The sequence below is a fragment of the Phycicoccus jejuensis genome (assembly GCF_000720925.1).
GTDB classification, from domain to species: domain Bacteria; phylum Actinomycetota; class Actinomycetes; order Actinomycetales; family Dermatophilaceae; genus Phycicoccus; species Phycicoccus jejuensis.
The window spans coordinates 111,035-131,497 of the sequence record NZ_JOEE01000004.1; the positions used below are offsets into that span (position 1 = coordinate 111,035).

At 72.3% G+C, this 20,463-nt stretch carries 14 protein-coding genes; 5 read left to right on the top strand and 9 right to left on the bottom strand.

All coding sequences use genetic code 11. The features are described 5' to 3' along the window. Positions 1–63 precede the first annotated feature (63 nt). Both IG69_RS23265 and IG69_RS0109010 read left to right on the top strand, forming a co-directional pair. The gene (locus IG69_RS23265; RefSeq protein WP_425414801.1) at positions 64–1,233 is read left to right on the top strand and encodes an NAD(P)/FAD-dependent oxidoreductase; all 1,170 of its coding nucleotides are present in this window, start codon (positions 64–66) and stop codon (positions 1,231–1,233) included. Next, positions 1,230–1,769, top strand: a complete 540-nt coding sequence (locus IG69_RS0109010; RefSeq protein WP_030527833.1) for a DsrE/DsrF/DrsH-like family protein — start codon at positions 1,230–1,232, stop codon at positions 1,767–1,769. The genes IG69_RS23265 and IG69_RS0109010 overlap by 4 nt, the downstream gene beginning before the upstream one ends. A gap of 61 nt (positions 1,770–1,830) precedes the next feature. On the opposite strand, the gene glgB is transcribed toward IG69_RS0109010, so the two are convergent. The 6 genes from glgB to IG69_RS0109040 form a co-directional block, all read right to left on the bottom strand. Beyond that, complete coding sequence (gene glgB, locus IG69_RS0109015) at positions 1,831–4,056, bottom strand: 1,4-alpha-glucan branching protein GlgB (protein WP_051750390.1); 2,226 nt, start codon at positions 4,054–4,056, stop codon at positions 1,831–1,833. Next, a complete protein-coding gene (locus IG69_RS0109020) occupies positions 4,053–5,510 on the bottom strand; it encodes a maltokinase N-terminal cap-like domain-containing protein (RefSeq protein WP_030527835.1) in 1,458 nt (485 codons plus the stop codon). The genes glgB and IG69_RS0109020 overlap by 4 nt, the downstream gene beginning before the upstream one ends. Further along, the gene (gene treS, locus IG69_RS0109025; protein WP_030527836.1) at positions 5,503–7,236 is read right to left on the bottom strand and encodes a maltose alpha-D-glucosyltransferase; all 1,734 of its coding nucleotides are present in this window, start codon (positions 7,234–7,236) and stop codon (positions 5,503–5,505) included. Before treS ends, IG69_RS0109020 begins: the two co-directional genes overlap by 8 nt. A 14-nt stretch (positions 7,237–7,250) precedes the next feature. Further along, positions 7,251–9,278, bottom strand: a complete 2,028-nt coding sequence (locus IG69_RS0109030; RefSeq protein ID WP_030527837.1) for an alpha-1,4-glucan--maltose-1-phosphate maltosyltransferase — start codon at positions 9,276–9,278, stop codon at positions 7,251–7,253. A gap of 66 nt (positions 9,279–9,344) precedes the next feature. Then, the gene (locus tag IG69_RS0109035) at positions 9,345–11,885 is read right to left on the bottom strand and encodes a glycogen/starch/alpha-glucan phosphorylase (protein WP_030527838.1); all 2,541 of its coding nucleotides are present in this window, start codon (positions 11,883–11,885) and stop codon (positions 9,345–9,347) included. 130 nt (positions 11,886–12,015) lie between these two features. Next, on the bottom strand, positions 12,016–13,329 hold the full coding sequence (locus IG69_RS0109040; protein WP_030527839.1) for an alpha-hydroxy-acid oxidizing protein: 1,314 nt from the start codon (positions 13,327–13,329) through the stop codon (positions 12,016–12,018). A 110-nt stretch (positions 13,330–13,439) separates the two neighbouring features. Here IG69_RS0109040 and IG69_RS0109045 point away from each other — a divergent pair, with 110 nt between their 5' ends. After that, the gene (locus IG69_RS0109045; protein WP_030527840.1) at positions 13,440–13,967 is read left to right on the top strand and encodes a hypothetical protein; all 528 of its coding nucleotides are present in this window, start codon (positions 13,440–13,442) and stop codon (positions 13,965–13,967) included. A 20-nt stretch (positions 13,968–13,987) separates the two neighbouring features. Here the strand turns inward: IG69_RS0109045 and glgX are convergent, their stop codons facing one another. Next, entirely contained in the window at positions 13,988–16,117 is a 2,130-nt protein-coding gene (glgX, locus tag IG69_RS0109050) for a glycogen debranching protein GlgX (protein ID WP_051750391.1), read from the bottom strand. Between the two features lie 59 nt (positions 16,118–16,176). Further along, positions 16,177–17,598, bottom strand: coding sequence for an aspartate aminotransferase family protein (locus IG69_RS0109055; protein ID WP_030527842.1), 1,422 nt, complete (start codon positions 17,596–17,598; stop codon positions 16,177–16,179). A 195-nt stretch (positions 17,599–17,793) separates the two neighbouring features. Between IG69_RS0109055 and IG69_RS0109060 the strand changes: the two genes are divergently transcribed. Both IG69_RS0109060 and IG69_RS0109065 read left to right on the top strand, forming a co-directional pair. Continuing rightward, on the top strand, positions 17,794–18,264 hold the full coding sequence (locus IG69_RS0109060) for a T3SS (YopN, CesT) and YbjN peptide-binding chaperone 1 (RefSeq protein WP_030527843.1): 471 nt from the start codon (positions 17,794–17,796) through the stop codon (positions 18,262–18,264). Further along, positions 18,261–19,040 carry an enoyl-CoA hydratase/isomerase family protein gene (locus IG69_RS0109065; RefSeq protein ID WP_030527844.1) on the top strand — a complete coding sequence of 260 codons (780 nt, stop codon included), beginning with the start codon at positions 18,261–18,263 and terminating at the stop codon, positions 19,038–19,040. The genes IG69_RS0109060 and IG69_RS0109065 overlap by 4 nt, the downstream gene beginning before the upstream one ends. A gap of 28 nt (positions 19,041–19,068) precedes the next feature. Here IG69_RS0109065 and IG69_RS0109070 read toward each other — a convergent pair whose 3' ends face one another. After that, on the bottom strand, positions 19,069–20,337 hold the full coding sequence (locus tag IG69_RS0109070) for a DUF2254 domain-containing protein (protein WP_051750392.1): 1,269 nt from the start codon (positions 20,335–20,337) through the stop codon (positions 19,069–19,071). Positions 20,338–20,463 lie beyond the last annotated feature (126 nt).

The following is a 20,463-nucleotide window of genomic DNA, read 5'->3' on the forward strand; positions in this document are numbered from 1 at the left end:
AGATCACACCCGGACATACCCCACGGGGTAGACCGCAACTACTACGACGAGTAGTAAGGAACCATGACCGGAACCCAGAAGCACCTGCTGGTCCTCGGCGCCGGGACCGCCGGGACGATGATCGTCAACAAGCTGCGCAAGCGGCTGCCCCGCGAGGCGTGGACCATCACCGTCGTCGACCGCGACGACGTCCACGACTACCAGCCGGGCTACCTGTTCATCCCCTTCGGCATCACCACCCCCGAGCAGGTCCGCAGGACCAGGCGCCCCTTCATCCACGACGGCGTCGACGTCGTCATGGGGACGGTCGAGCGGGTCGACACCGACGCCCACGAGGTGCGCCTCGAGGACGGCCGCGTCCTGCCCTGGGACCAGCTCGTCTTCGTCACCCCGCTCGACGGCGCGTTCACGAAGCCCGTCGCGAGCCGGACGCTCGGGAGCCTGCTCGAGGAGAAGGGCATCACCGTCGAGACCGACTTCATGATCGAGCGGATCGACCAGGAGCGGAAGGTCATCGTCTCCTTCGACGAGCGGGAGGTCGCCTACGACCAGCTCGTCACCGTGCCGCTCAACATGGGCGCGGACTTCGTCGGCACGTCGGGGCTCGGCGACGAGCTCAACTACGTGCCGGTCGACAAGCACACCTTCCTCGCGCACGGGTACGACGACGTCTTCGCCCTCGGCGACGCGAGCAACATCCCGACGAGCAAGGCGGGGTCGGTCGCGCACTTCTCGGTCGAGGTCTTCGTCGAGAACTTCGTCGAGCACGTCGCCGGCCGGCCGATGACCCACTCCTTCGACGGGCACGCGAACTGCTTCGTCGAGTCGGGCCACGGCAAGGCGCTGCTCCTCGACGTCAACTACGACACCGAGCCCCTGACGGGCACCTTCCCCACGGAAAGGACACACCACGATGACCACCACGACGATCGCCGGCCACCAGGTCGAGGTCAACGAGGAAGGCTTCCTCACCCGCCCCGACGAGTGGAGCGAGGACCTCGCCCCGGAGCTCGCCGGCCTCATCGGCCTCCGGCTCGGCGACGAGCACTGGAAGCTCATCCACTTCCTGCGCGACGACTTCGCCGCCCAGGGCGAGACCGCCACCCTGCGCCGGGTCTCGACGCAGACCGGGACGCCCGTCAAGCAGCTCTTCGCGCTCTTCCCCGGCAAGCCCGCCAAGAAGATGGCCTACGTCTCCGGCCTACCCAAGCCCAGGGGATGTGTCTGACATGACCGCCACCGACACCGCACCCGTCGTCGTCCCCTCGTTCGACGACGCCGTCGACAGCGGGCGCAAGCTCGCGATCATCTGCTCCAAGGGCAACCTCGACATGGCCTACCCCGGTCTCGTCCTCGCCAACGCCGCCGTCGGCGAGGGCGTCGAGACGCACATGTTCTTCACCTTCTGGGGCTTCGACATCATCACGCGCGCGACGATGGCCGACCTCAAGTTCAGCTTCGTCGGCAACACGGCGATGCACCCGCCGGGCCACAGCGGCGTGGGGATCCACCACATGCTCGGCGCCCTGCCGGGGGCCACGGCCGCGGCGACGAGGATGATGAAGAAGCAGATCGCCGACCTCGACGTGCCCGACGTGCCGGAGTTCCTCGAGCTGCTCAGCGGCTCCGGGGTGCACATGTGGGCCTGCCGGATGTCGGCCGACATGAACCACGTGACCGAGGACGACCTCTACGAGGGCGTCGAGGGCATCATCTCCGCGAGCGACTTCATCGAGCTCACCGACGGCGCGCAGCTGCTGTTCATCTGAGGGGGCGGCGCGCACGACGGCCCGGCGGGACCCTGTCACCCGCCGGGCCGTTCGCGCGTCGTCAGATGTCGAGGACGGTGGCCGGACGCTCGGTGCCCGGGACCGGCGCGAGGTAGACCGTCGAGAGGCGGGCGACCCGCACCGTGACCGACCACGGCTGGTCGTTCCAGGGCGTCGGCTCGGCGGACACGACGACGCCGCCCTGGCTCGGGCTGCCGGCCTCGTCGTAGCCGCTCGTGTCGAGGACGACCTCCCAGTCGCCGGAGCGCGGGACGCCGAGGCGCACCCACTCCTTGTCCTCGCCGCTGTAGTTGACGGCCGTGACGACGACGTCGCCGGTGCCGTCGGACCGCTCGTGGCGCAGGTACGACAGGAGGTTGCCGGTGTTGTCGTCGGCGTCGAGCCACCGGAAGCCGGCGGGCTGCTCGTCGAGCGTCCACAGGGCGGGGTGCGCGCGGTAGAGCGCGTTGAGCTGCTTGACCAAGGCGTGCACGCGGTGGTGTGCCGCGTGGTCGAGGAGCCACCACTCGAGCGAGCGCCCGTCGGCCCACTCCTGCGGCTGGGCGAACTCCGAGCCCATGAACAACAGCTGCTTGCCGGGGTGGCTCCACATGTAGGCGAGGAAGGCCCGCAGCGTCGCGAGCTGCTCGGGCCGCTCGCCGGGGATCTTCGTCAGCAGCGAGCCCTTGCCGTGGACGACCTCGTCGTGGCTGATGGGCAGCACGAAGCTCTCGCTGAAGGCGTACATCAGCGAGAAGGTCAGCAGGTTGTGGTGGTACTGGCGGTGGACCGGCTGCTCCTGCAGGTAGCGCAGGGTGTCGTTCATCCAGCCCATGTTCCACTTGAGGCCGAAGCCGAGGCCGCCGGCGGACGTCGGGCGGGTGACGCCCGGCCAGGAGGTCGACTCCTCGGCGATCGTGACGATGCCGGGCACCCGCTTGTAGGCCGTCGCGTTGGCCTCCTGGAGCAGCCCGATGGCCTCGAGGTGCTCGCGGCCCCCGTGGACGTTGGGGATCCACTCGCCGTCCTTGCGCGAGTAGTCGAGGTAGAGCATCGAGGCGACGGCGTCGACCCGCAGGCCGTCGACGTGGAACTCCTCGAGCCAGTAGACCGCGTTGGCGACGAGGAAGTTGCGCACCTCGAGCCGGCCGAAGTCGAACACGTGCGTGCCCCAGTCGGGCTGGTCGCCGCGGCGGGGGTCCGGGTGCTCGTAGAGGGGCAGGCCGTCGAAGCGGGCGAGGGCCCACTCGTCGCGCGGGAAGTGCCCGGGCACCCAGTCGAGGATGACCCCGATGCCGGCGCGGTGCAGGGCGTCGACGAGGTACTTGAAGTCGTCGGGGTCGCCGAATCGCGCGGTCGGGGCGTAGTAGCCCGTCACCTGGTAGCCCCACGAGGGGCCGTACGGGTGCTCCATGACGGGCAGGAGCTCGACGTGCGTGAACCCGAGGTCGGTCACGTAGTTGACGAGGTGCTCGGCGAGCTCGCGGTAGCCGAGGCCCTGGCGCCACGAGCCGAGGTGGACCTCGTAGACGCTCATCGGGCCGGTGTGCGGGTCGCGTGAGGCGCGCTGCTCCATCCAGGCGGCGTCGTCCCACGCGTGGGTGCTCTCGTCGACGACGGAGCCGGTGCGCGGCGGGCACTCGGTGCGGCGGGCCATCGGGTCGGCCTTGGCGCGCACGACGTCGTCGGCGCCGCGGATCTCGTACTTGTAGACCGCACCCGCGCCGACACCGGGGACGAAGAGCTCCCAGACGCCGCTGCTGCCGAGGTGGCGCATCGGGTGCACGCGCCCGTCCCAGCCGTTGAAGTCGCCGACGACGCGGACGGCCTTGGCCCGCGGGGCCCAGACCGCGAAGGACGTGCCGCGGACCTCGCCCATCGGGCCCGGGTAGGTGTGCACCCGGGCGCCGAGCACCGTCCACAGCTGCTCGTGCCGGCCCTCGCCGACGAGGTGCAGGTCGACCTCGCCGAGGGTCGGGGCGAAGCGGTAGGGGTCGTCCTGCTCGTGCTCGATGCCGTCGTCCCACGCGACGAGGAGGCGGTAGTCCATCGTCCGCGTCGTCTCCGGCCGGACGGCGGTCCACACGCCCTCGGCCTCGTGCTCGAGCGCGAGCTCCTCGCCGTCCTCGAAGCGCACCCGCACCGAGCGGGCCATCGGCCGCAGGACGCGGATGCGCAGGCCCGCCGGCTCGAGGTGCTGGCCGAGCAGGTCGTGCGGCTGCTGGTGGCGGCCCTGGACGAGCGCGGTGATGGCGCCTCCGACCTCGGGGCTGGGGGAGGGGGTCACGAGAGATCTCCTTGCGGCGGGGTGGCGGGGGAGAAGCGGGCGGTCAGCCGGGTCACGGCGTCGAGAGGGACCGCGAGCCACTCGGGTCGGTTGCGGGCCTCGTAGACCACCTCGTAGAGCGCCTTGTCGAGCTCGAAGGCGGCGAGCACGGCGGCACGGTGGCGGGGGTCCTTGCCGGCCTCGGCGGCGTACCCGTCGAGGAAGGCGTCCTGGGCGGCGGTGACCCACGAGCGGGCGGAGCGGCCGACGACGCGCTCGAGCGTGCCGCCGACGTAGTCGAAGCTGCGGAGCATCCCGGCGACGTCGCGGACCCACTGGTCGGGCAGCACACGCTCGGCGAGCGGACGCAGCGGCTCGCCCTCGAAGTCGAGGAGGACCCAGCCGCGCTCGGGGGAGCGCAGCACCTGGCCGAGGTGGTAGTCGCCGTGGATGCGTTGCAGCGCAGGCCAGTCGGCCGCCGCGGCAGCAGCGAGGACGGCCTCGACGGCCGGCGCCTCGGCCGCGAGCCCGGGCACGGCGGCGACGGCGGCGTCGAAGCGCGAGCGCATGCTCGCGAGGATGGCGTCGACCTGCTCGGGGGTCGTCGGGCTCGTGCCGAGCACGCCGGCGAGGGTGCGGTGCACCTCGGCGGTGGCCTCGCCGAGCTCGCGGGCCGGGCCGGTGAAGTCCGTGCCGTCCTCCGCGGCGCGCAGCGCGACCCGCCAGGCGTCCTCGACGCCGGGCAGGAACTCCTGCGCGAAGGCGAGGTGGCCGTGGGCCGGGCGGTCGCCCTCGGGGCCGGGGTGCGGCCAGGCGCCGGTCACCGCGCCCACGACCCCGGGCACGCGGCGCGAGCCGGCGTCGACGAGGGCGCCCTGGAGCACGACGTCGGGGTTGTCACCGGGCGAGAGCATCCGGAAGACCTTGACGATGAGCGGCACGTGGGCGCCGGACTCGTCCTCGGTGTCGAGGATGACCGAGGTGTTCGACTGCTCGCCGGTGAGGACCCGGGACGAGCGGACGCGGACGGCGGAGGTCCAGCTCGGCTGCGGCACACCCGAGACCGAGTCGTCGACGGCGTCGGAGGCCGACGACGACGCGGCCGGGACCCGCCCCTGGACGAGCTCGAGGAGCTGCGCGGCGTAGGCCGGGTCGTGCGGCGCGTCGTACACCCACCGGCGGCCGAGCACCGAGTGCTCGAGGGTGCCCACGAGCGCGTGGTCGGCGGACGCCAGCGGCTCGCCGCGGTAGGTGAGCGGCACCTGGTAGACGACCGGCTCGTCGCCGGACTCGTCGACGACGACCATCGTCTCGATGCCGACCTCGCCGGCCGGGTCGTCGAGCCGCCACGCCGCGAGCCGACGCACCGTGGGGCGCCGGCCCTTCGCGGCGTACCAGCGCTGCGCGCCCATCCACTCCTCGACGAGCTCCTGCTTCGAGGGGGTGAGGCTCGCGCCGGTGTGGATCTCAGCCACGGTCGCTCCCGGGCGGCGGGTCGAGCGCCAGCCAGAAGAAGTCGCGCGAGCCGAGGGTGACGGTGAGGGTGCCGTCGGCGGAGACGTCGGGGAACCCGGTGCCGCCGAACAGGTCCCGCGTCTCCCAGCCGGCGAGCTCCTCGGGGAGCGTCACCGTCGTGGCCTGCGGGCGGGAGGAGAGGTTGTTGATGCAGAGCACCGCCTTGGCCGAGCGGTCCTCGACGTCGCGGTCACGCCGGTCGACCCGGGTGTAGGCGAGGACGCGGTCGTGCGAGGAGTCGCAGACCGTGAAGTCGCCGAGCCCGAAGACGGGGTGCTCGCGCCGGACCGCGAGCATGCCGCGCACCCAGTGCAGGAGCGAGGAGCCCGAGGCCATCTGCGCCTCGACGTTGACGTGGTTGTAGTGGTGCACCAGCGACTGCACGACGGGCAGGTAGAGCTTGCCGGGGTCGGCGGTCGAGAAGCCGGCGTTGCGGTCCGGGGTCCACTGCATCGGCGTGCGCACCGCGTCGCGGTCGTCGAGCCAGATGTTGTCACCCATCCCGATCTCGTCGCCGTAGTAGAGGCACGGCGAGCCGGGCAGCGAGAGCAGCAGCGCGTGGATCAGCTCGATCTCGGGGCGGCTGTTGTCGAGCAGCGGCGAGAGCCGCCGCCGGATGCCGACGTTGGCGCGCATCCGGGGGTCCGGGGCGTACCAGCCGTACATCGCGGCGCGCTGCTCCGGCGTCACCATCTCGAGGGTGAGCTCGTCGTGGTTGCGCAGGAACGTGCCCCACTGCGTGCCGGCCGGGATCGCCGGGGTGTCGGCGAGGACGTCGATGATCGGCGACGCCTTCTCCTCCCGCAGCGCGTAGTAGAGCATCGGCATGACGGGGAAGTGGAAGCACATCTGGCACTCCGGCGACTCCTCGGTGCCGAAGTAGTCGACGACGTCGCGCGGCGGCTGGTTGGCCTCGGCGAGCAGGATGCGCCCCGGGTACTCGGTGTCGACCATCCGGCGCAGCGAGGCGAGGAAGTCGTGCGTCTTCGGGTGGTTCTCGCAGTTGTGCCCCTCCTCCTCGTAGAGGTAGGGCACGGCGTCGAGCCGGAAGCCGTCGATGCCCATGTCCATCCAGAACCGGACGGCGTCGAAGATCGCCTCGTGCACGGCCGGGTTCTCGAAGTTGAGGTCGGGCTGGTGGCTGAAGAACCGGTGCCAGAAGAACTGGCGACGGATCGGGTCGAAGGTCCAGTTGGACGTCTCGGTGTCGATGAAGATGATCCGCGCGTCGGTGTAGCGGTCGTCGGTGTCGGACCAGACGTAGAAGTCGCCGTACGGGCCGTCCGGGTCGCTGCGCGAGGCCTGGAACCACGGGTGCTGGTCGCTCGTGTGGTTCATCACGAGGTCGGTGACGATGCGGATGCCGCGGGCGTGCGCCTGGGTGATGAGCTCGCGGAACTCCGGCAGCGTCCCGAACTCCGGCAGCACCTGCGTGTAGTCGGAGATGTCGTAGCCGCCGTCGCGCAGCGGGCTCGCGTAGAACGGCGGCAGCCAGAGGCAGTCGATGCCGAGCCACTGGAGGTAGTCCAGCCGGTTGATGATGCCCTTGAAGTCGCCCTCGCCCGAGCCCGTCGAGTCACCGAAGGCGCGCACGAGGACCTCGTAGAAGACGGCCGTGCGGAACCACTCGGGGTCGTGCCGCAGGCCCGGCTGGTTCATGCCGAGGCCGGGGGTGCTGTGCCCCATCCCGGGGATCGCGCTCACCAGGGCCTCCTCAGCTCGACGACGTGACAGGGTTCGACCTCCGGGCCGAGGCGGACGTAGACGTCGCGCTGCCACGTCCACGTCTCGCCGGTCACGAGGTCGTGGGCCTCGAACGAGTCGCCCGGCTGGAACCCGAGCGCCGGCATGTCCAGGCGCAGGGTCGTGGCCCGGGTCGAGTGCGGGTCGAGGTTGGCGACGACGAGGACGACGTCGTCGGAGCCGTCGTCGAGGACGCGGCGCTTGGAGAACGCGATGAAGTTCTCGTCGTCGACGTGGTGGAACTCGATGTTGCGCAGGCGGTGCAGCGCCGGGTGGGCGCGGCGCGCCTCGTTGAGCATGGTCAGCCAACCCGCGAGGGACTGGCCCTCCTTCGGGCCGCCGGGCTCGTAGTCCGCCCAGCCGCGGTCCTTGAACTCGTACTTCTCGTTGTCGATCTGCTCCTCGGCGCCGGGGCGGGCGACGTGCTCCATCAGCTCGTAGCCGGCGTAGATGCCGTAGGTCGGCACGAGGGTCGCCGCGAGGGCGCTGCGCACCTTCCACGCCGCCGGGCCGCCGAACTGCATGTACGGCGTGAGGATGTCGTGGGTCGTCGGCCAGAACGAGGGCCGCATGTAGTCGGCCGCCTCGCCCGAGAGCTCCTGGAGGTACTCGCGCAGCTCGGGGGCGGTGTTGCGCCACGTGTAGTACGTGTAGCTCTGCTGGAAGCCGACCTTGGCGAGCGTGTGCATCATCGCCGGCTTCGTGAAGGCCTCGGCCAGCCAGATGACGTCGGGGTGGTCCTTCGCCACGTCGGCGATGATCCACTGCCAGAACTCGACCGGCTTGGTGTGCGGGTTGTCGACGCGGAAGATCTTGACGCCGTGGTCGATCCACACCTGGACGACGCGACGCACCTCGGCGTAGATGCCCGCCGGGTCGTTGTCGAAGTTCAGCGGGTAGATGTCCTGGTACTTCTTCGGCGGGTTCTCGGCGTAGGCGATCGTGCCGTCGGCGCGCGTCGTGAACCACTCCGGGTGCTCGGCGACCCACGGGTGGTCGGGGGAGCACTGGAGGGCGAGGTCCATCGCGACCTCCATCCCGAGGCGCTCGGCCTCGGCGACGAACGCGTCGAAGTCGGCGAAGGTCCCGAGGTCGGGGTGGATGGCGTCGTGGCCGCCGTCGGGGGAGCCGATGGCGTACGGGCTGCCGGGGTCCTCGGGGCGTGCGTCGAGGGTGTTGTTCGGGCCCTTCTTGGCGGCCTGACCGATCGGGTGGATCGGCGTGAGGTAGACGACGTCGAACTTCATCGCGGCGATGGCCGGCAGGCGCTCGGCGGCGGTGCGCAGCGTGCCGGTGACCCAGCGGTGGTCCTCCGCGTCGTAGCGGGCGCCCTCGCTGCGCGGGAACAGCTCGTACCAGGCGCCGTAGAGGGCGCGCTCGCGCTCGACGAGCAGCGCGTGCTCGGCCGACGGCGAGACCATGTCGCGCAGCGGGCGGGCGCCGAGCTCGAGCTCGACGGCCGCGTCCGTGCCGGCCTTGAGGCGCACGAGGTCGGGGCGGCTCGCGTCGCGCAGGGTGCGGATGGCGTCGACGAGGACCTTCTCCTGGTCGGGGGTGCGGTCGACCTCGTCGAGGGCCCGCTCGAGGACGAGGGCGCCCTCCTCGAGCATCAGCTCGGTGTCGACGTCGGCGGCGACCTTGATCGTCGCGTCGTGCTCCCAGGTGCCGTAGGGGTCCGACCAGCCCTCGACCCGGTAGGACCACCAGCCGGTGCGGTCGGGGGTCACGCGGGCGACCCACGTGTTGAGCCCCTCGTTGGTGCACGTCATCGGCACGTGGTGCTCGGCGCCGTCGGGGTCGGTGAGCACGACGGTCGCGTTGACCGCGTCGTGGCCTTCCCGGAACACGGTCGCGGAGACCTCGAGATCCTCCCCGACGACGGCCTTCGCGGGGCGCGCCCCGTGGTCGACGACGGGGCGGACGTCCTGGACCGGGATGCGGCCGATCGGGACCTGGGGCGGGGCGGTGCGGAGGGCATCACTCACCCCACCGAACCTACACGGACGCGGGCGGGTGGCGCGGGTCGCGTCACCCGCCCGTCCGCGTCGTGGTCAGGCGCGCCAGATGCGCTCGAGGTAGTCGCGCATCGAGCGGTCGGAGGAGAAGAACCCCGAGCGCGCGACGTTGAGGATGGCCGAGCGCGACCACGCGTCCTCGTCGCGGTAGGCGGCGTCGACGCGGGCCTGCGCGTCGAGGTAGGCCTGGAAGTCCGCGAGGGCCATGAAGGCGTCCTGGTGGAGCAGGTTGTCGATGACCGGGGCGACGGCCTGGCGGTCGCCGTCGGTGAAGCGGCCGCTCGCGAGGAGGTCGATCGTGCTGCGCAGGCGCGGGTTCTCCTCGTAGTAGCTCGAGGGGGAGTAGCCCGGCCGCAGCCGCTCGACCTCCGGCTCGGTCATCCCGAAGAGGAAGAAGTGGTCGTCGCCGACGAGCCGGCGGATCTCGACGTTCGCGCCGTCGTCGGTGCCGATGGTCAGCGCGCCGTTGAGGGCGAACTTCATGTTGCCCGTGCCGGAGGCCTCCTTGCCCGCGAGCGAGATCTGCTCGGAGAGGTCGGCGGCCGGGATGAGCTTCTCGGCGAGGGTGACGTTGTAGTTCGCCGGGAACGCGACCGAGAGCCGGCCGGCGACGACGGGGTCGGTGTTGACGACGTCGGCGACGGCGTTGATGAGGAAGATGATCTCCTTCGCCATGTGGTAGCCGGGGGCCGCCTTGGCGCCGAAGACGAAGGTGCGCGGGACGATGTCGTCGGCGGCGACGCGGCCGGAGACGACGTCGTCGTAGAGCGAGACGATGTGGAGCAGCTTGAGGGTCTGGCGCTTGTACTCGTGGAGGCGCTTGACCATGACGTCGAGCATCGTGTCGCGGGGGATCTCGAGCCCGTCGCGGACCTTGAGCAGGTCGTGCAGCCGCTCCTTGTTGGCCTGCTTGACCCGGCGGAACTCGGCGCGGAACGAGGCGTCGTCGGCGTAGGGCTCGAGCTCGCGCAGCCGGTCGAGGTCGGTGACCCAGCCCTCGCCGATCGTGTCGTTGAGCAGCGCGGAGAGCCGGCGGTTGGCGAGGCGCACGAACCGGCGCGGGGTGATGCCGTTGGTGACGTTGGTGAACTTCTCGGGCCAGAGCTCGCTGAAGTCGGGGAGGACCTTGTCGCGCAGCAGCTGGCTGTGCAGCTCGGCGACGCCGTTGACCTTGGAGCCGGCCACCGTCGCGAGGTAGGCCATCCGGACCGAGCGCTCGGGGTACTCCGCGATGACCGACATCCGGCGCACCCGCATCTCGTCGCCGGGGAAGGCCGCGCGGACCTCCTCGAGGAACTCCTCGTTGATCCGGTAGATGATCTCGAGGTGGCGGGGCAGCAGCCGGCCGAGGAGCTCGACGGGCCAGACCTCGAGCGCCTCGGGCAGCAGGGTGTGACAGGTGTAGGCGAAGCACTTCTGCGTGATGCTCCACGCCTCGTCCCAGTCGAAGCCCTTGCGGTCGATGAGGATGCGCATCAGCTCGGGGATGGCGATCACCGGGTGGGTGTCGTTGAGCTGGAACATGATCCGCTCGTTCAGGCGGCGCAGGTCGAAGTCCGCCGGCAGCGTGTTGTCGATGAAGTCGTGCAGCGAGCACGCGACGAAGAAGTACTGCTGCTGCAGGCGCAGCTCCTTGCCCTGGGGCGTGGAGTCCTCGGGGTAGAGGACCTTCGAGATGTTCTCGGCGAAGGTCTGGGCGCGCACGGCCTGGGCGTAGTCGCCGGAGTTGAAGATCTGCAGGTCGAACGCCTGGGTGGCGCGGGCGCTCCACAGGCGCAGGGTGTTGACGACGCCGTTGCGGAAGCCGGGGACCATGTAGTGGTACGGCATCCCGAGGACGTTCCAGTCGGGCGTCCACGTGGTCCGCTCGGTGCCGGCGTCGTCCGTCGTCGTGGTCGTCGAGCCGCCGAAGCCGACGAGCACCTGGCGCTCCGGGTGCGGGAACTCCCAGGGGCTGCCGAGCGAGAGCCAGGAGTCGGGCCGCTCGACCTGGCGGTCCTCCTCGAAGGTCTGGCGGAAGATGCCGTACTCGTAGCGGATGCCGTAGCCGATGCAGGGGACGTCCATCGTCGCGAGGGAGTCGACGAAGCAGGCCGCGAGCCGGCCGAGGCCGCCGTTGCCGAGGCCGGGCTCCACCTCCTGCGCGCGCAGCGTCGCGATGTCGATGCCGCAGCGGCGCATCGCCTCCTCGGCGATGTCCTGGAGGTTGGTCGCGAGGACGTTGTTGCCGAGCTGGCGGCCGAGCAGGTACTCGGCCGAGAGGTAGCCGATGGTCTTCTGCTGCGCCTGGCGGCGGCGCGCGCCCGTCTCGAGCCAGTCGGCCATGAGGTAGCGGCGCACCGTCCGGGCCAGCGCGAGGTACTGGTCGTTGACGGTCGACTGCGACAGGAGCGTGCCCTGGCTGTAGTTGAGCTCGGCGAGGAAGGTCTCGACAAAGCCGTCGACCGTCGTCGCCGGCTGGACGACCGGGCCGTTGGCCAGCGGGTGCGTCGTGCGGAACTCCGGGCCGATCCGGCGGGCGTCGGTCGACGGCGACTCGTCGGAGACGAGGGAGCTCGTGGGCACGGTGTCGGTCATCGGTGCTCGTCCTTCGGGCGTGAGGTGGGTCGGGCGCGGCGACGGTGGTGCGCTGACACAGGGTAGCGACCTCGTGCGGAAACGCTTGCACACTCGGGGGGTGGCGCGCAGCCCCTCGACCGGATGCCGGTCAGCCGGCGCGGGTGAGGAGGTCGGGCGTGACGTCGGCGAGCGTGCGGACGCCGGTCAGCGCCGCCGTGAGGTCGAGCTCGGCGGCGATGTTGCGCAGGACCTCGCCGACGCCCTCCTCGCCGGCGAGGGCGAGCCCGTAGACGTGCGGGCGGCCGATGCCGACCGCGGTGGCGCCGAGGGCGAGCGCGACGAGCGCGTCGACACCGGTGCGCACCCCGCTGTCGAAGAGGACCGGCGTGCCGGGGGCGCGCTCGCGGACGGCGGCGACGACGCCGGGCAGCGCGTCGAGCGCGGCGACGGTGCGGTCGACCTGCCGGCCGCCGTGGTTGCTGACCCAGAGGCCGTCGACCCCGAGGTCGAGCGCGCGGGTGGCGTCGTCGGGGTGGAGCACGCCCTTGAGGACGACCGGCAGGCTCGACAGCCCGCGCAGCCGCGGCAGGTCGTCCCAGGTGAGCGAGGGGCGTGAGAAGACGTCGAGGAAGGTCTCGATGGCGGCACGCGGCACGGGGGAGCGGAGGTTGTCGCGGGTGCCGCCGGGGTGGTTGCGGCTCACCGCGAGGAGGGTGCGGACGGCGGCGGGGGTGGGGCGCGGGCTCGGTCCGGCCGGGCGGGCGGAGACGGCGGCGACGCGCTCGGCGACGAGACGCGCGAAGACCGGGTCGGAGGTGTACTGCGCGATGCCCTCGCCGCGTGCGAAGGGGAGGTGGCCGAGGTCGAGGTCGCGGGGGCGCCACCCGAGGTAGGCGGTGTCGAGGGTGACGACGAGGGCCTCGGCGCCGCAGGCCTCGGCGCGGTGGACGAGGGAGGCGGCGAGGTCGTCGTCGCGGCTCCAGTAGAGCTGGTACCAGAACGGGCTGCCGGCCAGCGCCTCGGCGACGGTCTCCATCGGGACGCTCGCCTGGGTGCTGAGCACCGGGGTGACGGAGGCGTCCCGGGCGGCGCGGGCGACGGCGAGGTCGGCATCCGGGTGGGCGGCGGACAGCACGCCGACGGGGGAGACGAGCAACGGCGTCGCGTGGCGGCGGCCGAGGACCTCGACGGAGAGGTCGCGCTCGGAGGTGTCGACGAGCAGGCGCGGCACGACGCGCCACCGGTCGAACGCCTCGCGGTTGGCGCGGGCGCCGGCCGCGCTGCCGGCCGAGCCGGCGACGTAGGCGAAGCCGCGGCGCGACATCACCGTCTCGGCGGCCTCCTCGAGGCGGGTGCCGTCGGTGGGGACGGCCGGGCGGCGACCGAAGGATCCCGCCCGGTAGATCGCCGCCTGCGCCACGCGTCCGATGCCCTCTGCCACCTGCCTGGGTGCTGCCGCCATGCCCGACTGTCTACACGGTGCGGGGCCGGGCGGGGACCGGTCGACCCGTCCGAGGGCCCGTCGGGCGAACCGGGCGACCGGGCCCGGGCCGGACGCCCTAGGGTCGTGCCGTGCAGCGTTTCGTGTGGGTCGCCTGGGGTCTTCTCGTCGTCGTCGTCGACCTGCCGCTCGCCGGCTGGGACGTCCTGCCGGACCTCGTCGGCTACGCGTGGGTGATCATCGGCCTCGCCGGCGCCGCGAGCGTCCACCCGGCGTTCGTCCGGGCGCGGGCGGCCGCCGTCGTCGGCATCCCGGTCTGGGCGTTCCTCGGCACGCCGCTGTTCGCCGCACCGCGGTTCGGCACGCTGCTGCTCACCGCCCTGACGGTCGAGATCGTCGTCGTCACGCTGCTCGTCCACCAGCTGTGCACCGGCATCCTGGCCACGGCCCCGGCCGACGACCCCGACTCGGCCCGCTGGGCGCGCATCCTGCGCGTCGCCGCGGTGGTCGTCGGTGTCCTCCTGCTCGTCGCGCTCGTGCTCACCGCCGGCGGCTTCGGCCTCTACCCCCTGGCCTTCCTCGCGAGCGTCGTCGTCGGCGTGCTCACCGTGATCCTCCTTCAGCGCGTCGCGCGCGCCGGGTGGATCGCCGCCGCCTGAGGCCCCCGCGACCGCGGCCGTCAGGCCGGCGCGTAGAGGCGCACCGACGGCCCGGCGACGAGCACCGTGCCCTCGTGCGGCGCGTCCTGCGCCCGCGGGCGCTCCCACGCGCTGTCCCAGAGCAGGCGGTGGCGACCGGTGGGCAGCGTCACCTCGGTGTCGCCGACCCCGCCGTGGACGACGAGGAGCGCCGCGCTGCTGCCGTCGACCGGCGGCGCGAGGGCCATCTGGAGCACGCGGGTGCCTTCGCCGTGCCAGCGGTCACCCATCGGCCGGCCGTCGGCGGCGTACCAGGCGACGTCGAGCGTCCCCTCGTCGTCGACCTCGCGGCCGGTCAGCCAGGTGCGCTGGCGCAGGACGGGATGCGCCCGGCGCAGAGCCAGCAGGTGCTTGGTGGTCTCGAGGAGGTCCTCCTGCCAGGGCGCGAGCTCCCAGTCGACCCACGACACCTCGTTGTCCTGGCAGTAGGGGTTGTTGTTCCCGCCCTGGGTGCGTCCCATCTCGTCGCCGGCGGTGAGCATCGGCACGCCCTGCGAGAGCAGCAGGGTCCCGAGCAGGGCGCGGACGGCGCGCGTCCGGGCCGCCAGCACCTCAGGGTCGTCGGTCGGTCCCTCGACCCCGTGGTTCCAGGACCCGTTGCCGTCGGTCCCGTCGCGGTTGTCCTCGCCGTTGGCCTCGTTGTGCTTGCGGTCGTAGGCGACGAGGTCGGCGAGGGTCATCCCGTCGTGCGCGGTCACGAAGTTGACCGACGCGGTCGGGCCGCGGTCACGGGCCCCGAACAGGTCGCGCGAGCCCGACAGCCGGGTCGCGAGCTCGCGCGCGTCGTGCCCGCGCTCGCCGAGCGACTGCGCGCGCACGTCCCCGACCCAGAAGCGCCGGGCGGTGTCGCGGAAGCGGTCGTTCCACTCGAGGAACGGCGGCGGGAACTGCCCCGTGCGCCAGCCGTGCATCCCGAGGTCCCAGGGCTCGGCGACGAGCACGACCCGGGAGAGCACGGGGTCGGTGCGCAGCGCGACGAGGAACGGGTGGTCGGGGTCGTAGTCGTCACCGCGACCGCGGCCGAGGGCGACGGCGAGGTCGAACCGGAACCCGTCGACGCGGTAGGTCTGCACCCAGTGCCGCAGGCTGTCGAGGACCATCCGGCAGACGACCGGGTGGCGCAGGTCGAGGGTGTTGCCGCAGCCGGTGACGTCGATGTCGCGCCCGCGCTCGTCGAGCCGGTAGTAGGCGCGCTGGTCCAGGCCGCGCCACGAGAGCATCGCCCCCGACCGGCTCTGCTCGGCGGTGTGGTTGTAGACGACGTCGAGGACGACCTCGATGCCCGCGGCGTGGAGCAGCTTGACCATGCCCTTGACCTCGTCGACGACCCCCTGGGGGTCGGACGCGGCGGCGTAGCGCGCGTGCGGCGCCATGAACCCGAGCGTGTTGTAGCCCCAGTGGTTGGTCAGGCCGCGCTGCACGAGGTGGGGCTCGTGGGTGAAGGCGTGGACGGGCAGCAGCTCGACGGTGGTCACCCCGAGCGAGAGCAGGTGCTCGACCGAGGCGGGATGCGCGAGACCGGCGTACGTGCCGCGCAGGTGCTCCGGCACTCCCGGCAGGAGCATCGTCTGGTTGCGCACGTGCGCCTCGTAGACGACCGTCTCGCTGCGCGAGCGGCGCGGCGGGGCGTCGTCGCCCCAGTCGAAGGAGTGGTCGACGACGACGCCGCGCGGGACGTGCCCCCGGCTGTCGAGCGGCGAGCGCTGCTCGAGGTCCCCGCGCCACCGCTCGTCGACCCGGTGGCCGTACACCTCGGGGCCCCACGCCACCTCGCCCTCGACGGCGCCGGCGTAGGGGTCGAGGAGCAGCTTGGCCGGGTTGTGGTGCAGCCCGTGGTCCGGCGACCACGGGCCGTCCACCCGCACGCCGTAGCGCGTCCCCGGCCCCATCCCCGGGACGAAGCCGAACCACCAGCCGTGGGCGCGCTCGCGCAGCGCGACCCGTCGCTCGCTCGTGCCGGCGGTGTCGCCGGGCTCGAAGAGGCAGACGTCGACGGCCTCGGCGTGCCCGGCGTACACGGCGACGTCGGCGCCGCCCGGGACGAGCGTCACCCCGGGGGGCGGCGGCAGGTCACGGGTCGTCGGCCCGGGCGGGGCGGGGCGGGTGGGCACGGCAGGACCCTAGCCGGGCGGTCGCGCGGGCGTGGGGGTGTCGGCGGTGTCGGTGCGGGTCAGGCGCGCAGGGCCTCGGCGAGCTCGCGGACGTGCTCGACGAGGAGGTTCATGTCCTCGTCGGTGTGCGCGAGCGAGACCAGCCACTGCTCGTCGAGGCCGGGCGGCGTGAGGATGTTGCGGTTGACGCCCCACAGCCACGACAGCTCGGCCATCGCGAAGTCGGTCGCCTTGTAGTCGCGGTAGGTGCGCACCGGCGCGGTCGACCACGTGACGCAGCCCTTGACGCCCAGGCCGACGGTGTGGGCCGGCAGCTCGAAGGTGTCGATGACGTCGTCGATGGCCGAGAGGGCGCGGACGTTGATCGCCTCGGTGGCGGCGAGGGCCTCGGGGGTGCAGATCTCGTCGACGGCCTTCGCGGCGGCCATGACGAGCGGGTTGCCGTTGTAGGTGCCGAAGTGCGCCATCCGGCCGTCGACGACGACCTCCATGACCTCGCGACGGCCACCGAACGCGGCGAGCGGCAGGCCGCCGCCGATCGACTTGGCGAGGGTGATGAGGTCGGGCTTGACGCCGAGGCGCTGCGCGGCGCCCGCGTACCCGGCGGTGAGGCCGGTCTTCACTTCGTCGAAGAGCAGCACGACGCCGTGCTCGTCGCACAGCTCGCGGACGCCGGCGAGGTACCCGGCGTCGGGGACGACGATCGAGAGGTTCTCGACGACGGGCTCGACGACCATGACGGCGATCTCGCGGCCGTGCTCGATGAGGATCGCGCGCAGGCGGTCGAGGTCGTTGTAGGGGACGACGTGGACGGTGCCGGCCTCGACGTCGAACGGCACCTCGGGCACGGGGGCCTCGGCCGGGCCGATGTCCTCGAGCGCGGGCTTGACCGACACCTGGAGGGCGTCGTAGCCGCCGTGGTAGCCGCCCTCGATCTTCACGACGGCCTTGCGGCCGGTGTAGGCACGGGCGGCGCGGATCGCGTACATCAGCGACTCGGTGCCGGAGTTGGTGAAGCGGATCATGTCGAGGCCGAAGCGCTCGCAGAACCGCTCGCTCATCTCGGTCGCCTGCGGGGACGGGGTGACGAACAGGGTGCCGGTGTCGGTCAGCGCGCGCTGCACGTGCTCGACGACGGTCGGGTTGAGGTGGCCGACGAGCATCGCGCCGAAGCCCATCGACAGGTCGAGCATCCGGCGGCCGTCGACGTCGGTCAGCCAGGCGCCCCGGGCGGAGGCGACCGAGACGGGGTAGGGGTCCCAGTGCTGGAAGGAGGAGGTGACGCCGAGCGGCAGGGTGCGCGCGGCGCGGGTGTTGTGCTCGCCGGAGGCCGGGGTGCTCGCCGCGAAGCGCTCCCACTCGGCCGCGAGGAGGGACTCGACGCGCGCCGGGTCGACCGGACGGCTGCTCGCCGGGAGGCGGCGGTAGGTGGCCGGGTCGTGGGCGGGGTACGGGCGGGCCGGGGTCTCGGTCGCGGACATCGTCGCTGCTCCTGGGGTGGTGGAATCCGTGGCGACGGGGCCGTCAGGCTACCCATCACAGAGGTCTGGGGCCGAATGTACTACCGGATCCGGGGTCGGGGCGAGTCCTGAGGGCCGCATCGTGCCTCGACGGCGGCCCCGGTCCGGCCCACCCGGCCCGGTCGCGCCGTCGGGTGCGGTCGATACGGTGGGGCCATGACCGACCCCACCTCGCTGCCCAACTTCCCGCCGCCCGCGAACGAGCACCCGCTGCGCGGCCGGGTCCTCGACGTCCTCGTCGACCTCGGGCTCGCCCCGAACCTCGACGGCGACGGTGACGTGGCCTTCACGGTCAACGACCAGCGGCTCTTCGTCCGCTGCACCGAGGGCGACGTCGAGATCATGCGCCTGTTCGGCCAGTGGCAGATCCAGGACGAGCTGACCGCCGACCGCCTCAAGCTCCACGAGACGTGCAACGAGATCAACCTGCACATGAACCACGTGAAGACCGGCATCGCGGGCACGACCCTCGTCGTCACCGGCGAGCACGTCGTCACCCCGGGCGCGGACCTCTCGACGCTCACCCAGGTCTCGATCCAGGTCGTCCTCTCCGCCGTGCACCTGTGGCACCAGCGCATCCTCGGCATCGACCCCGAGACCGGCCAGCCGATCGAGGACGGGCAGTGACCGACCTCGTCCGCCTCGAGGTCGCGGACGGCATCGGCACCATCCGGCTCGAGCGGCCGCCGATGAACGCGCTCAACGCCGAGATCCAGCACGGCCTCGTCGCCGCGTGCCGCGAGGCCGCCGAGCGCCGCGACGTCGCCGCCGTCGTCGTCTGGGGCGGCGAGAAGGTCTTCGCGGCGGGCGCCGACATCAAGGAGATGGAGACGATGTCGTACACCGACATGGTCGACCACTCCGCGCTGCTCCAGGACTTCACGAAGGCGCTCGCCGGCCTGCCGAAGCCGACCGTCGCCGCCATCACCGGGTACGCCCTCGGGGGCGGCTGCGAGGTCGCGCTCGCGTGCGACTGGCGGGTCGCCGCCGACGACGCCAAGCTCGGCCAGCCCGAGATCAACCTCGGCATCATCCCGGGGGCCGGCGGCACGCAGCGCCTCGCGCGGCTCGTCGGACCGGCGAAGGCCAAGGACCTCGTGTTCTCCGGCCGCTTCGTCGACGCGCAGGAGGCGCTCGCCATCGGCCTCGTCGACCGGGTCGTCCCGGCCGCCGAGGTGTACGAGAGCGCCCGCTCCCTCGTCGCGCGCTACGTCGGCGGCCCCGCCTACGCCCTGCGCGCCGCGAAGGAGGCCATCGACCGGGGTCTCGAGGTCGACCTCGAGACGGGTCTCGAGATCGAGCGCGTGCTCTTCGCCGGCCTCTTCGCGACGAAGGACCAGTCCACCGGGATGCGCCACTTCGTCGAGAAGGGCAAGGGCCCGGCCCCGTTCGAGGGCGCCTGACCCTCCGGCCTCGGCCCACCTGAAGGCGTCACGCGACCCGGCGCAGCCCGGCGAGCTTGGCGGCGGCGGTCGCGGCGTGCTCCGGGCGCCCGTCGGCGACGAGGTCCTCGAGCAGGTCCTCGATGCGTCGGGGCACCTGGAGCCCGTCGCGGCCGTAGTGCCAGACCTCGTCGAGCGCGAGGTCGAGGAGGCGGGCGAAGGTCGTCGGCCGGTCCACGACCCGGACCGCGCCCGACCCGTCGACGAGGAGGTTCGAGCGGTCCGGCCGCAGCGCCGCCGCCCGGAGGATGCGGTGCAGCTCGTCGAGGACCTGCACGGCCGTCGTCGGGTCGTTGACCCCGGGGGAGAGGGCCCGCTCGGCGATGTCGACGAGCTGGCGCACCCCGAACTCGGGGTCCTGGGTCATGCTGCGCTCCCGGCCGAGGCCGATGGCGTCGCGGACGGCCTCGGCGAGGTCGTCGTCGCGGCGACCCCCGTGGACGACCGCGAGCACCTGGCCGCGGTGCCGGACCTCGCCGAGGCGGGTGCGCAGCTCGACGACCGCGCCCGTCCGCTCGGCACACTCGACGAGGGCGCTGAGGTGCACCCGCGAGACGACGCCGTGCTCCGACCCCGTCGTCACCGTCACCCCCGGACCGTCGCCCTGCGACCACGTCGGGGGCACCGCGGAGGTGTCGTCCCACTCCTGCGCCGACCCGCGCTCCAGGGCCTCGACGGTGAGCCGCGCGATCCGGTCGACGACCTGGTCGACGCGGATGGAGTCGGTGATGTGGTGGATGAACGCGAGGAAGAGGGCGACGCTCGCGAGGACCAGCACGAAGGCGACGGTCACCGACAGCTGGGGCACGAACGGCCTGTCACCCCCGCGCACGTCGCGCAGCACCATGAGCGCGAAGACGAACGAGGAGATGAAGACACCGAGGGTCACCTGGACCACGCGGCTGCCGAGGAACGTGGAGAGCAGCCGCGGCGTGAACTGGCTGCTCGCCAGCTGCATGACGACCATCGTGATCGAGAAGACCAGCCCGGTCACCGAGATCATCGCGCTGGCGATCGTCCCGAGCAGGCTGCGCGCGGAGTCCGCGTTGCCGCCGAAGAGGACGTCGACGTCGCCGAGCAGGTGCTCGTCGACGAGGGGGAGGGTGGCGCCGGCGAGCACCGTCACGACGACGACGGCGGAGGGGAGCGCCCAGAAGGGGCGCCACAGCGACTCCCACCAGCCGACGGTGACCGGGTCCCCGACGGGACCGACGGTGCGTCGCACGGTGCCCGGCCCGGTACCGCCCTCGTCGCTCATCCACCGATCCTGTCAGACCGTCGGGGGCGTGGCGCGGACCGTCAGGCGCGGGGGAAGGACGAGCGGACGAGGACCCGGCCGTCGTCGCCGAGGACCTCGAAGCCGCTGGCCCCGCCCGGACGTCCT